We start from the raw sequence: 12,625 nt of genomic DNA, 5'->3' as shown, positions 1-12,625 counted from the left end.
GCCGACGTCGCCACCCCGCCGAACGCAGGGTGACACGAACGCAGCGGGCCCGAGCGAATTGTCGAACGGACCTGTCAACCGAAAGGTGGATCCCGCGTTGATTGACATGACTCATCAAAGCGGGTCATTGGTTAATTAACTAAGTTTGAGGAAACAACATGAACAAACTGATCGCTGCCCTCATCGCTGGCCTGTTCGCCACCGCTGCTTTCGCGCAATCGTCGGCTCCGGAAGTCGCCTCGGCCCCGGCTGCTGCTTCGAAGACCGAAGCGCACAAGAAGGCTCACAAGTCGCACAAGAAGGCAGTGAAGAAGGCTGCTGCTTCGGAAGCAGCTTCGAACTAAGGTTTTCGTCTCCCCAAACGACAAGAACGACGCTGCACTGCCGTTGCGACGGCATTCAAAGGCAGGTTGCCGCAAGGCGATCTGCCTTTTTGTTGACCTGTACTGCCCAGCGATTCGCGTAACATGCGCGTATTCACATTATGAGGAGTCTGCCGTGGTTGTTCCGGTGCGATCCGCGCTGCCTGTGTCCCGCCTGTTCCGCGTGCCCGCCCGGCGAGCGCGCCGCGCCTCACCGCAGCTTTGCATCGGTACCTCAAGGCCAGCGCCGCTGGCCCGTGTCGTCGCCACCCTGGTGGTCGGCGTCACGCTCGCGCTGGCTGCGTGCGGCGCGCTGGCGCAGCCGCTGCCGGGCGCACTGAAGCGCCCCGAACCATTGCCGCGTGCCTCGTTGACGATCGGCATGTACGTGGTTGACGCAGCTATTGCCGCGAACCCGGCCGATCGCGAGCAAGGACTGATGTTCCGCCAGTCGCTGGCGCCGAACGAAGGCATGTTGTTCGTCTTCGACGAAAACGCAGTCCATTGTTTCTGGATGAAAAATACGCCGTTGCCGCTGTCGATCGCCTTCATCCGCGCCGATGGCACGATCACGGATCTGGACGAGATGCAGGCGCAAACCCAAGATAACCACTGTCCGACCCACAATGGTGTCTACGCGCTCGAGATGAGCAAGGGGTGGTTCGCCTCAAAGGGCATCAAGCCGGGCATGCGCGTGCTCGGCTTGCCGCCCGCGCCCTGATCGCGTCCCACGACCGCGACGCCCGACCCGCTGCCCGCCCAACCCGCCCATCAGGCAACGCGTTTGCTCATCGGATCAAGCAAAACAGCCCGCGCAGCGCTATCCTATATCTCTTAGCGTGCGCGCTATTGAGCGCCCGCTCAGGCCGTTTTTCCCGGTTTGTCGGGCGGACGCGGTGTCCGATGCCTGCCGGACCGGCCATCCCATCGCGAAGGAGATTCAAGTGGCCCGCAAAACTCCCATCGAGCGCTACCGGAACATAGGCATCAGCGCTCATATTGACGCCGGCAAGACGACGACCACCGAGCGCATTCTCTTCTACACCGGCGTGAGCCACAAGATGGGTGAAGTGCACGAGGGCGCCGCGACGATGGACTGGATGGAGCAAGAGCAGGAACGCGGCATCACCATCACGTCAGCGGCGACCACGGCGTTCTGGAAAGGCATGGCGGGCAACTACCCGGAACACCGGATCAATATTATCGACACCCCCGGGCACGTGGACTTCACGATCGAGGTCGAACGCTCGATGCGCGTGCTCGATGGCGCATGCATGGTGTACGACTCGGTCGGCGGTGTTCAGCCGCAATCGGAAACGGTGTGGCGCCAGGCCAATAAGTACAAAGTACCGCGCATCGCGTTCGTCAATAAAATGGACCGTGTCGGCGCGGACTTTTTCCGCGTGCAGCGGCAGATCAGCGAACGGCTGCGCGGCGTCGCGGTGCCGATCCAGATTCCGATCGGCGCGGAAGACCATTTCCAGGGCGTCATCGATCTGGTCAAAATGAAGGCGATTATTTGGGACGAGGACAGTCTTGGTGTGAAATTCGAGTACCGGGACATCCCGGCCGATCTGGCCAAGCTCGCGCAAGAATGGCACGACAAGATGGTCGAGGCAGCAGCGGAAGCCAGCGAGGCGCTGCTCGAAAAATACCTCAACGACCATCATTCGCTGACCGAACAAGAGATTAAGGATGCACTGCGTAAGCGCACGATCGCCAATGAGATCGTGCCGATGCTATGCGGCAGTGCGTTCAAGAATAAGGGCGTGCAGGCAATGCTCGACGCGGTCATCGATTACCTACCCTCACCGGTCGACGTGCCGGCGATCCTCGGCCACACGCCGGACGACGAACAGGCCGAGCGGCATCCGGCCGACAACGAGCCGTTCTCCGCGCTGGCGTTTAAAATTATGACGGACCCGTTCGTCGGCCAGCTGATCTTCTTCCGCGTGTACTCAGGGGTCGTCAACTCGGGCGACACCGTGCTCAATTCGACCAAAAACAAGCGGGAGCGGATCGGCCGTATCCTACAAATGCACGCGAACGAGCGAACCGAGATCAAGGAGGTGCGCGCCGGCGACATCGCCGCCGCAGTCGGCCTGAAAGAGGCGACCACCGGCGATACGCTGTGCGACCCGAACAACGTAATCATCTTGGAGCGGATGATCTTCCCGGAGCCGGTGATCTCGCAGGCCGTCGAGCCGAAGACAAAGGCTGACCAGGAAAAGATGGGTATCGCATTGAACCGCCTCGCGCAAGAGGATCCGTCGTTCCGTGTCAAGACCGACGAGGAGTCAGGCCAGACGATCATCTCTGGCATGGGCGAGTTGCACCTGGAAATCCTGGTCGATCGGATGAGGCGCGAATTCAACGTCGAGGCGACGGTTGGCAAGCCCCAGGTGGCCTATCGCGAGACGGTACGCAACGCGGTGCAGGACGTCGAGGGTAAGTTCGTCAAGCAGTCCGGCGGCCGCGGCCAATACGGGCACGCGGTGATCACACTGGAGCCGCAGCCGCACGGCAAGGGCTATGAATTCGTCGATGCGATCAAGGGCGGCGTGATTCCGCGCGAGTTCATCCCGGCAGTGGACCGGGGCATTCGTGAAGCCATGCAGGCCGGCGTGCTGGCGGGCTATCCAGTCGTGGACATCAAAGTGACGCTGACGTTCGGCTCATACCACGACGTAGACTCGAACGAAAACGCGTTCCGAATGGCCGGCTCGATCGCGTTCAAGGAAGGCATGCGGCGCGCGCGGCCCGTGCTGCTCGAGCCGATGGTGGCGGTCGAGGTCGAAACGCCAGAGGATTTCATGGGCAACGTAATGGGCGATTTGTCCAGCCGCCGCGGTATCGTCCAGGGCATGGAGGACCTCGCGGGGGGAGGCGGCAAGGTGGTGCGCGCCGAAGTGCCGCTGGCCGAAATGTTCGGCTATTCGACCACGTTGCGCTCGCTAACACAGGGGCGCGCGACCTATACGATGGAGTTCAAGCACTACGCGGAAAGTCCGCAGAATGTCGCCGACGCTGTCATCAACGCGAAGTCGGCACGCTGAGCCCCACCCTCCATGACGCATGCCCCTTCCCGCGCCGCGGCGCTGTCGGGCATGCTGCGCGCCGCGGCGTGCGGCCCGCTGCGACACCATGCGATCGATGAATGGCAGTGTAGGACGTTCGGGCGGCGAGAGAACGTGCGTTTTCACGACGGCGTACTGCTGCTGATCACGCAGGTCGGCCACCCCACCGATCAGCGATCACTCGAGCTGACCGACGATGCGCGGGTGTGGCGCTTTATCGGGTAGGCAGCGCGAGCGCCGGACTAAAGCCGTCTAGAATAGCGGCTTGTGTTGCGAAACCGTCCGATTGCCCATGTCCGGATCCTCGTCTCGGCCCATCCGCCACACCGTTACACCGGAGCGCAAGCTAACCATCATGCTGTGGCTGGTCGCGACGGGATTCTTCATGCAGGCGCTGGACACGACGATCGTCAATACCGCGCTGCCGGCCATGGCGCACAGCCTCGGCGAATCGGCATTGCGAATGCAGTCCGTGGTGATTGCGTACTCGCTGACGATGGCGTTGATGATTCCGATTTCTGGCTTCTTGGCCGACCGATTCGGCACGCGACGCGTGTTCTTTAGCGCCATCCTCGTTTTTACCCTCGGCTCACTAATGTGCGCGAACGCGTCGGCCCTGTGGCAACTCGTCGCCTCGCGTGTGGTGCAGGGGATAGGCGGTGCGATGCTGCTGCCCGTCGGACGGCTTGCCGTGCTGCGCAGCTTTCCACGCGAGCGCTACCTGCCAGCCCTGAGCTTTGTGGCGATTCCCGGACTGGTCGGGCCATTGATCGGGCCAACGCTAGGCGGCTGGCTGACCGACGTCGCGTCATGGCATTGGATATTCTTGATCAACGTGCCGGTCGGCCTGGCGGGCTGCATCGCGACGGCGCTGTTCATGCTCGGTGAACCGCTGGACAAAGTCGGGCGCTTCGACGTGAAGGGCTACTTGTTGCTCGCCGTGGCCATGCTGGCATTGACGCTGGCATTGGACGGGCTGGCCGAGTTGCGGCTGACGCACGCGCTCGTGCTGATATTGCTGGTGCTGGCCTTCGCGTGCCTGTCGGCGTACGGACTGCACGCGACGCGTAGCCCGCACCCACTGTTCTCGCTCGAGTTGTTCCGTATTCACACGTTCAGCGTCGGCCTGCTGGGTAATCTATTTGCGCGCATCGGCAGCGGCGCGATGCCCTATCTGTTGCCGCTGCTGCTGCAGGTGAGCCTCGGCTACGCGCCGTTTCATGCGGGTCTAATGATGCTGCCAGTGGCCGCGGCCGGCATGGTGTCCAAGCGCATTGTCACGGCGTTGATCATGCGCCACGGCTACCGCCACGTGCTACTGACTAACACCGTCCTGCTCGGGGCAACCATGGCCAGCTTTGCACTGATGTCGCCGGATCAACCGCTGTGGGTCCGGCTCGTACAACTGGCGATCTTCGGCGGCGTGAATTCGATGCAATTTACCGCGATGAATACGTTGACGCTGAAAGACCTTGGACGTGAAGGGGCAAGCAGCGGCAACAGCTTGTTTTCCCTTGTGCAAATGCTGTCGATGAGCCTGGGGGTCACCATCGCCGGCGCGCTGCTCGCCACATTCACGGCGCTGTTCGGACACATCGCGCCATCGCAGACGCTGCCGGCATTTCATGCGACATTCGTCTGCATCGGCGTGATCACCGCGTTATCCGCGTGGATCTTCGGACAGTTAGCGCCGGACGTGCGCAGCACGGGAAGGCACGATAGCGATGCCAGGACCCTCTGAGCAGCACACTGCAGATTGGCGGGGTGACCGCATCGATTGCGGTACAGGTGGCGGGCCACCTAATGGTGCTGTGTGCGGGCATCGACTGGAATGGCGCGTCGCTCGCGTAGGAGCGACGCGTTGCGGGTACGCGCACGGCGATGCCGCGCGCGAGCTTCACACGCCGAAGTTCTTGGCGGCGAAATCCCAGTTCACGACGTTCCAGAACGCCTCGACAAACTTCGGACGTGCGTTGCGATAGTCGATGTAATACGCATGCTCCCAGACGTCCAACGTCAGTAGCGGCGTGGCGTCGGTCGTCAACGGCGTAGCGGCGTTGCTGGTCGAGACGATGTCCAGCGAGCCATCGGCCTTCTTCACGAGCCAGGCCCAGCCCGAGCCGAACGTGCCGACCGCCACCTTTGTGAAAGCTTCCTTGAATGCGTCGTACGAGCCCCACTTCGCGTTAATCGCGTCACCGAGCTTGCCGGTCGGCGCGCCGCCGCCCTGCGGCGACAGACTGTTCCAGAAAAATGTGTGGTTCCACACTTGTGCTGCGTTGTTAAAGATGCCGCCCGACGATTTCTTGACGATCTCTTCCAGCGACAGGTTCTCGAACGCCGTACCCGGGATCAGGTTGTTCAGGTTCGTCACATAGGCCTGGTGGTGTTTGCCGTAGTGGAATTCCAGCGTCTCTTCCGAGATGTGCGGAGCCAGCGCATTCTTCGCGAACGGCAGGGGGGGGAGTGTATATTGTGCCATCGTGCAAACTTCCTTTATAACGGATTGGGGACCAGGGAGAGTCATGCTGCCGAGCATTCGATTCTAGGTGAGTTGGAATAACCTCGCAAATCGTCGGCCCTTTATGCGCAGCATTGCTTTGCTTGTTCCTATAAATGAGTCAGAACTGCTCGGCAGTGCGCGATCCTGCGCGACAGCCAGCGCCGATATCACCAACGCCGCCCTAGAATTCCTCATCCAGGCGAGGCTGTACTTGCGCAATGCCGAGATCCGCGCTGCCGTGCGCGAGGTGCACCGTTACGCGGCGACCGGGTTTGAGCGCGTCCGGCGCGCGCACCGCCGCGCCGCTGTGTGGGTCGATCAGCGCCGCATAACCGCGCTCAAGCGTGCGCCGCGGACTGAGCAACTCGGTGCGAGCGGCCAGCTCGGATACCTGCGCGCGTCGACGCTCGTGCTGCCTGCGCAGTGCATCGCCCAGGCGCTGCCCGAGCCGCTGCACACGTTCGGCCGCCCGCTCCATGTCGGGTCGGCTGCGCCGCCAGCGCAACTGAACCATCGTCAGCTGCGCGCGCGCATCCCGCACCGGACGCGCGCCGGCCGAGCACAACCGCAGCGACAGTTGCCGCAGGTGCTGGCGCTGCCTGGCGATCCGCTCGGATGGACTCACAAGCCGGCGCGCGAGCCAGTCCAACTGCTGCGCGCGCCGCTCCATCATCCGGCCGAAGCCACGCGCCAGCGCCGCGTGGCGCTGGTCCAACTCGCGCAATAACACGGCGCGCTGTTCACTGACCAGTTCCGCTGCCGCCGTCGGCGTCGGCGCGCGGACATCAGCGGCGAAGTCGGCAATCGTGAAATCGGTTTCGTGCCCGACGCCGGACACGATCGGCAACACACTAGAGGCGATTGCCCGCGCGAGCGATTCGTCGTTGAACGCCCACAAGTCCTCGATCGAACCACCGCCGCGGCACACGATCAGCACATCGACTTCGGCACGGCGGTTGGCCGTGCCGATCATCGCCGCGACGCGCGCGGCCGCCTCAGCGCCCTGCACCGGCGCCGGGTAGACGATGACCGGCACATGCGGGGCGCGCCGTGCAAGCGTGGTCAACACGTCGCGCAGCGCCGCAGCCTGCAGCGACGTGACGATACCGATGGTGCGCGGGTGCGACGGCAACGCGCGCTTGCGCTCAGCGGCGAACAGACCCTCGGCCTCAAGCTGCGCTTTCAGCTTCAGAAACGCTTCGTACAGTCGGCCTTGCCCGGTGCGTCGGACCGCCTCCACGTTCAGTTGCAACTCGCCGCGCGGCTCGTACATCGTCACCGTGGCGCGAACCTCGATCCGGTCGCCCTCGCGCGGCGTGAACTGTGCATATTGGGCACGGCCACGGAACATCACGCAACGAATCTGCGCACAATCGTCCTTGATCGAGAAATACCAATGGCCGCTGGCTGCCCGCGTAAAGTTCGAGACTTCGCCGGCGATCCAGGCGAGCGCAAACGCACGCTCGAGCAGGGTGCCGATCGCGCGATTCAAGGCGGACACGGAAATCACCGCGTCGCCGCCGACAAAGGGGGCCGAGGGAGAAAATTCTGCTGTCATCGGGCGGTATTGGGGAACGGGAGGCTCCGCTACGGCCCGGCGGGGCCGCAGCTGTCCACACAGTCGATTCTACCGGTCTTTGCGCCGCACCGGCCGGCCGTCTCCGTGCGGCAGCGTCAAACCTTTGCCACGCAAGACTTTGCACACTGCCCCAGTTGGCAGCAAATCACTGAAAAACTTTTCGCCCCATGGGCTTACCGGCGATAACCTCGAGATTCCCACAAAGTTATCCACAATAATTGGGGATAGTATGCCGGCATCGAACCCATTATGGACAAATGATCAGCGTCCCCGTGCGGGCATCGGTCCGGTCTGGCCTTTCAGCCGGCTTGCCGCGCACGCCTGTGCCACGTTAGAGTTGTGGCCTGCCGTGCCGTTGTCCGACGCCCTACCCTATTTGCGTACCACCGCGCCATGCTTATGCCACTGTCCCGTGCCATCATCGCCCGTTTCGAGCCTATGTTCTCGCGTGAATGGCAGCGCCGTGGCGTGCTCGCGTACACGCTATGGCCCTTGTCTCAGTTGTTTGCCGCCGTCTGCGCGCTGCGCCGGCTCGCGTATGCGCGCGGCTGGTGCAAGACGTGGCGCATCAGCGTACCGGTCGTGGTGGTGGGCAACGTGACGGTCGGCGGCACCGGCAAGACGCCAACCGTCATTGCGCTGATCGAGGCGTTGCGCGATGCAGGCTTCACGCCTGGCGTGGTGTCGCGCGGCTATGGCGCGCGCATCGTGCGGCCCACCGCAGTCAGCCCCGCGGCGTCGCCTGCGCTGGCGGGCGATGAGCCGCTGCTGATCGCCCGCCGCACCGGGGTGCCCGTGTGGGTCTGCCCGGACCGAGTCGCGGCCGCCAGCGCGCTGGTGCAAGCCCATTGGGAAGTGGATGTCATCGTCAGCGACGACGGCCTGCAACACTATCGGCTCGCGCGCGACGTCGAGCTGGTGGTTTTCGATCACCGGCTAGGGGGCAACGGGTTCCTGCTGCCCGCCGGGCCGCTGCGCGAACCGCTGAGTCGCGTCCGCGACGCAACGTTGATCAACAACCCTGACGGGCGCAGTCTGCCGCCGTGGCCGTCGACTTTCGCGCTGACGCTGCAGCCCGCCGACGCCTGGCACCTGGATAATCCACACCTGCGCCGGCCGCTAGCGCAGTTCGCCGGCGAGCGCGTGCTGGCCGCTGCCGGCATCGGCGCACCGGAGCGTTTCTTCGCGACACTGCGTGCGAGCGGCCTTGTGCCCACGACACGCGCGCTGCCCGACCACTATCCTTTCGATGAGAACCCGTTCGTGACCGATACAGCCGATGCGATCCTGATCACCGAAAAGGATGCGGTAAAATGCACGGCTTGGCGTGACTCACGTCTATGGGCGGTGCCCGTCGACGCCACGCTCGACCCTCGCCTGATTGCGCTCGTTGTGGAGAAACTTCGTGGACGCTCGCCTGCTTGAAATCCTCGTCTGCCCGCTGTGCAAGGGGCCTCTGCACCATGATCGCAACGCGCAGGAGCTCATTTGCCATGCCGACAAGCTCGCGTATCCGATCCGCGACGGCATTCCAGTGATGTTGGTCGATGAGGCACGCCAGACGGTCGAAGGCACGCCGGTCGAGCCCGCCAGCAACTGATCCGATGCACGCCGCCGTTCCATTCATCGTCGTCGTTCCGGCCCGCCTCGCGTCCACCCGTCTGCCGGGCAAGCCGCTCGCCGACCTAGCCGGCAAACCCATGGTGGTACGCGTGGCCGAGCAGGCCCGCGCGTCAGGCGCGAGCCGCGTGTTGATCGCCGCCGACGCCGAAGTCGTGCTCAATGCGTGCCGAGCGCATGGCATCGAGGCACTGCTGACCCGCACCGACCATTCGACCGGCACCGACCGGCTGGCCGAAGTGGTCCACACATGCCGTCTGCCGGACGACGCGCTGGTGGTCAATGTGCAAGGCGATGAACCACTGATCGAGCCGCGGCTAGTCGCCGGCGTCGCCGCACACCTGGCCGCCAATCCTGATTGTGCGATTGCCACCGCTGCCCATCCGATCGCCGAGCCGGCAGAGGTCTTCAATCCGAACATTGTGAAGGTGGTCCTCGATGCCCGCGGTATCGCATTGTATTTTTCCCGCGCGCCGATCCCATGGTCACGCGATGCGTACCAGCCGCAATGGAGCCCGGAGGACGGCGCGGCGCCCGTGGTCGACATCGCGCGGCTGCCGGCGCCAAGTACTGCGGTGCATCGTCACATCGGCCTATACGCATACCGGGCTGGCTTCCTGCGCCGCTACCCCGAGCTTTCGCAGGCGCCGGTCGAAATCGCCGAGGCACTCGAGCAACTGCGGGCGGTGTGGCATGGGGAAAGGATCACGGTGTTGCTGACGCCACACGTGCCGTCGCCCGGTGTCGACACGCCGGCGGACCTAGAGCGAGTTCGCGCGATTCTCGCCCAACGAGGCTGAGGATCGCGCGCCGCGTGGCATAATCGGACGCTTATGCTACGCCCCCAATAGCGACAGGCGGCATGTACGGCGCCCATTGGCGACGAGTTGTCCGCCGCGCTACGCACCGTGCGTCAGGCTACAGTCAGATTCGCGTGCGACGCTGATGGCCTGCCCGCTCACAGCATTCACAAGCAATCTCGGAGATAATCATCATGCGTTTGATCCTGTTAGGCGCCCCTGGCGCGGGCAAGGGCACCCAGGCAAACTTCATCAAGGACAAGTTTGCAATCCCGCAAATTTCGACCGGTGACATGCTGCGCGCGGCCGTGAAGGCTGGCACGCCGCTCGGCGTGGAGGCCAAGCGCTACATGGACGCGGGCGAGCTCGTTCCGGATACGCTGATCATCGGACTCGTCAAGGAACGGCTTCAGCAGGCCGATTGCAAGAACGGCTACCTGTTTGACGGCTTTCCGCGTACGATCCCGCAGGCCGACGCGATGAAGCAGGCTGGCGTGGCGATCGACTACGTGCTGGAGATTGACGTACCGTTTGACGAGATCATCGAGCGCATGAGCGGGCGCCGCACGCACCCGACATCGGGACGCACATATCACATCAAGTTCAATCCGCCGAAGGTCGACATGGTCGACGACGTGACCGGCGAGCCCCTGATTCAGCGCGACGACGACAAGGAAGAAACAGTCCGCAAGCGCCTGGACGTCTACGTCGCGCAAACGTGCCCGTTGATCGACTACTACATGCAATGGGCGCAGCGCGGTGACGAGAATGGACTGCAGGCCCCCCGATACCGGAAAATCTCCGGGCTCGGCACCGTTGACGAGATCCGCCAACGCGTGTTCGACGCACTGCAGTAACCGGCACAGAACGGCGCGATCCAAGACACAAAGATCCAGAACATAACGATCTAGGATCGCCACGATCGTGGCGCCGCCCATGCGGCACGGCTCACGAGGCTGCACGCGTATCGACAGCAGGAGACCATCGACATGCAGATCCGCGACAACGTTTTTGTCATCACGGGTGGCGCCTCGGGCTTGGGCGCGGGCACAGCCCGGATGCTGGCCGAGCACGGCGGCAAGCCGGTCATCGCCGACCTGAACAAGGCGGCGGGCGAGGCGCTCGCCGACCAACTCGATGGCCGCTTCGTCAAGTGCGACGTGTCGCGCGAGGACGACGCACGCACCGTGATCGAGACCGCCATGCGGCTTGGAACGTTGCGCGGCCTGGTCAATTGCGCGGGCATCGCGCCGGCGGCCAAGACCGTTGGCAAAGACGGCCCGCATCCGCTCGATCTGTTCGCCAAGACGATTGGCGTGAACCTGATCGGCACGTTTAACATGATCCGGCTCGCGGCGGCCGCGATGTCGGTCAACCCGCCCAATGAGCATGGCGAGCGCGGGGTCATCGTGAACACCGCATCGGTCGCCGCTTTCGATGGACAGATCGGCCAGGCCGCCTATGCGGCATCCAAGGGCGGCGTCGTCGGGATGACGCTGCCGGTTGCTCGCGACCTGTCGCGCAGCGCAATCCGTGTCATGACGATCGCCCCCGGCATCTTCGAGACGCCGATGTTGTTAGGCATGTCCGAAGAACTCCAGCATGCGCTCGGCGCGATGGTGCCATTCCCGCCCCGGCTCGGTAAGCCATCCGAATATGCGATGCTGGTCAAGCAGATTCTGGACAATCCCATGCTCAACAGTGAAGTGATCCGGCTTGACGGCGCGATCCGGATGCAACCGAAATAACCGGTGCAGCCGGAGTAACCTGGGCAACCGCAGTCGCCTGCGCGCGCCCGCGACCGAGGCCGGACCGGTTGCTACCGTGTCGGAACGTCAATCGCCGCGACGCGTACGCTGGCGCAACTCCTGCAATTGCGACTCGATGACAGTCGCATCGGCCGCGTCGGGCTCTTGCTCCAGATAGCGCTCCAAATCCTCCAGGGCAGGTCGCAGATAGTCCAGCCGCGCATACGCGAAGCCGCGATCGCGGACTTCCTCGATGCTCTCCGGCAGCAGGATGACGAGTCGTTGTTGGACGGCCAGCAGCCGTTGCCAGCGTTCGGTCTGCAGGTAGATCGTTTTCAGGTTACGCAACATCCGCGCGACGATCTCCCGCTCGGTGGCCGGTTGCAGCAGCGCGTGCAGCGTGCCGGCGATCGATTGCCCGCCTTTGTCCAAATACGGCTCGAGCATCTCGACCATGCGCGACTCGGTCAGCGACTCACCGGTCGTCGGATCCAGCATCACTTCGCCTTCTGCAATAGTCGCCCGCAACAGGAAGTGACCCGGAAACGACACGCCCTTGACGGGTAATCCGAGCTGCCCGGCCATCTCCAAGTAGATCACGGCGAGCGAAATCGGAATGCCGCGTCGCTTCTTGAGCACCATGTTCAGATGGCTATTGTCCGGATCATAGTAGTCGTTTAAGTTCGCGCAAAACCCCAACTCCCGGAAGAAGAAGCGGTTCAACCCCGACAACTTCTGCGTCACGTCGGCGCCCTGCGGCAAACGTCGACGCAGCCGCACCACCAACGCGTCGATATCCGTGAGGGTACCCTGCACGTCCAGGTCCGGATAGGCATCCTGTGCTAACGACAAGACGGCTTCGGTCAGCGGCAGGCTCTCGTCCTGCGCAACCAATGCGGTGAAAAAATCGAGTATTCGGGAAGTCGTCATTAGCTC

13 protein-coding genes are annotated in these 12,625 nt (G+C 63.4%); 10 read left to right on the top strand and 3 right to left on the bottom strand.

Translation table 11 applies throughout. The annotated features are described in order from the left end of the window. The first annotated feature begins 158 nt into the window (after positions 1-158). From B0B13_RS15235 to mdtD, 5 genes are all read left to right on the top strand, one after another. Positions 159-344, top strand: coding sequence for a hypothetical protein (locus B0B13_RS15235; RefSeq protein WP_076785390.1), 186 nt, complete (start codon positions 159-161; stop codon positions 342-344). A gap of 244 nt (positions 345-588) precedes the next feature. Beyond that, the gene (locus B0B13_RS15230; RefSeq protein WP_076787385.1) at positions 589-1,083 is read left to right on the top strand and encodes a DUF192 domain-containing protein; all 495 of its coding nucleotides are present in this window, start codon (positions 589-591) and stop codon (positions 1,081-1,083) included. 223 nt (positions 1,084-1,306) lie between these two features. Further along, positions 1,307-3,418: an elongation factor G gene (gene fusA / locus B0B13_RS15225; protein ID WP_076797365.1), complete on the top strand. Its 2,112-nt coding sequence runs from the start codon at positions 1,307-1,309 to the stop codon at positions 3,416-3,418. A gap of 12 nt (positions 3,419-3,430) precedes the next feature. Next, positions 3,431-3,664, top strand: a complete 234-nt coding sequence (locus B0B13_RS15220; protein ID WP_076796991.1) for a hypothetical protein — start codon at positions 3,431-3,433, stop codon at positions 3,662-3,664. A gap of 67 nt (positions 3,665-3,731) precedes the next feature. After that, positions 3,732-5,180: a multidrug transporter subunit MdtD gene (gene mdtD / locus B0B13_RS15215; protein WP_076796990.1), complete on the top strand. Its 1,449-nt coding sequence runs from the start codon at positions 3,732-3,734 to the stop codon at positions 5,178-5,180. A gap of 156 nt (positions 5,181-5,336) precedes the next feature. On the opposite strand, the gene sodB is transcribed toward mdtD, so the two are convergent. Beyond that, a complete protein-coding gene (sodB, locus tag B0B13_RS15210) occupies positions 5,337-5,921 on the bottom strand; it encodes a superoxide dismutase [Fe] (RefSeq protein WP_076796989.1) in 585 nt (194 codons plus the stop codon). Between the two features lie 202 nt (positions 5,922-6,123). After that, positions 6,124-7,500: an exodeoxyribonuclease VII large subunit gene (gene xseA, locus B0B13_RS15205; protein ID WP_076796988.1), complete on the bottom strand. Its 1,377-nt coding sequence runs from the start codon at positions 7,498-7,500 to the stop codon at positions 6,124-6,126. A gap of 414 nt (positions 7,501-7,914) precedes the next feature. Here xseA and lpxK point away from each other — a divergent pair, with 414 nt between their 5' ends. The 5 genes from lpxK (at position 7,915) to B0B13_RS15180 (ending at position 11,689) form a co-directional block, all read left to right on the top strand. Further along, positions 7,915-8,946 (top strand): tetraacyldisaccharide 4'-kinase, encoded by a 1,032-nt coding sequence (lpxK, locus tag B0B13_RS15200; protein WP_170872446.1) that lies wholly within the window; start codon positions 7,915-7,917, stop codon positions 8,944-8,946. Further along, positions 8,927-9,121 carry a Trm112 family protein gene (locus B0B13_RS15195; RefSeq protein ID WP_076785396.1) on the top strand — a complete coding sequence of 65 codons (195 nt, stop codon included), beginning with the start codon at positions 8,927-8,929 and terminating at the stop codon, positions 9,119-9,121. Before lpxK ends, B0B13_RS15195 begins: the two co-directional genes overlap by 20 nt. A gap of 4 nt (positions 9,122-9,125) precedes the next feature. Beyond that, positions 9,126-9,941: a 3-deoxy-manno-octulosonate cytidylyltransferase gene (gene kdsB, locus B0B13_RS15190; RefSeq protein WP_076796986.1), complete on the top strand. Its 816-nt coding sequence runs from the start codon at positions 9,126-9,128 to the stop codon at positions 9,939-9,941. A gap of 194 nt (positions 9,942-10,135) precedes the next feature. Continuing rightward, positions 10,136-10,798, top strand: a complete 663-nt coding sequence (gene adk, locus B0B13_RS15185) for an adenylate kinase (RefSeq protein ID WP_076785398.1) — start codon at positions 10,136-10,138, stop codon at positions 10,796-10,798. Positions 10,799-10,930: 132 nt separating this feature from the next. Then, positions 10,931-11,689: a 3-hydroxyacyl-CoA dehydrogenase gene (locus tag B0B13_RS15180; protein ID WP_076796985.1), complete on the top strand. Its 759-nt coding sequence runs from the start codon at positions 10,931-10,933 to the stop codon at positions 11,687-11,689. 87 nt (positions 11,690-11,776) lie between these two features. Here the strand turns inward: B0B13_RS15180 and B0B13_RS15175 are convergent, their stop codons facing one another. Beyond that, complete coding sequence (locus B0B13_RS15175; RefSeq protein ID WP_076785399.1) at positions 11,777-12,619, bottom strand: SirB1 family protein; 843 nt, start codon at positions 12,617-12,619, stop codon at positions 11,777-11,779. Between the last annotated feature and the right edge of the window lie 6 nt (positions 12,620-12,625).

This window comes from Burkholderia sp. b14 (assembly GCF_900156195.1).
In the GTDB taxonomy this organism is placed as follows: Bacteria; Pseudomonadota; Gammaproteobacteria; order Burkholderiales; family Burkholderiaceae; genus Mycetohabitans.
The sequence above is the reverse complement of the archived record's forward strand: the minus strand, read 5'-3'. Positions and strand labels throughout refer to the sequence as shown.

Excerpts from the sequence above, each read along its gene's own strand:
- B0B13_RS15235 (WP_076785390.1), top strand. The coding sequence starts at position 159 with ATGAACAAACTGATCGCTGCCCTCATCGCTGGCCTGTTCGCCACCGCT.
- B0B13_RS15220 (WP_076796991.1), top strand. The coding sequence starts at position 3,431 with ATGACGCATGCCCCTTCCCGCGCCGCGGCGCTGTCGGGCATGCTGCGC.
- mdtD (WP_076796990.1), top strand. The coding sequence starts at position 3,732 with ATGTCCGGATCCTCGTCTCGGCCCATCCGCCACACCGTTACACCGGAG.
- sodB (WP_076796989.1), bottom strand. The coding sequence starts at position 5,921 with ATGGCACAATATACACTCCCCCCCCTGCCGTTCGCGAAGAATGCGCTG.
- xseA (WP_076796988.1), bottom strand. The coding sequence starts at position 7,500 with ATGACAGCAGAATTTTCTCCCTCGGCCCCCTTTGTCGGCGGCGACGCG.
- lpxK (WP_170872446.1), top strand. The coding sequence starts at position 7,915 with ATGCTTATGCCACTGTCCCGTGCCATCATCGCCCGTTTCGAGCCTATG.
- kdsB (WP_076796986.1), top strand. The coding sequence starts at position 9,126 with ATGCACGCCGCCGTTCCATTCATCGTCGTCGTTCCGGCCCGCCTCGCG.
- adk (WP_076785398.1), top strand. The coding sequence starts at position 10,136 with ATGCGTTTGATCCTGTTAGGCGCCCCTGGCGCGGGCAAGGGCACCCAG.
- B0B13_RS15180 (WP_076796985.1), top strand. The coding sequence starts at position 10,931 with ATGCAGATCCGCGACAACGTTTTTGTCATCACGGGTGGCGCCTCGGGC.
- B0B13_RS15175 (WP_076785399.1), bottom strand. The coding sequence starts at position 12,619 with ATGACGACTTCCCGAATACTCGATTTTTTCACCGCATTGGTTGCGCAG.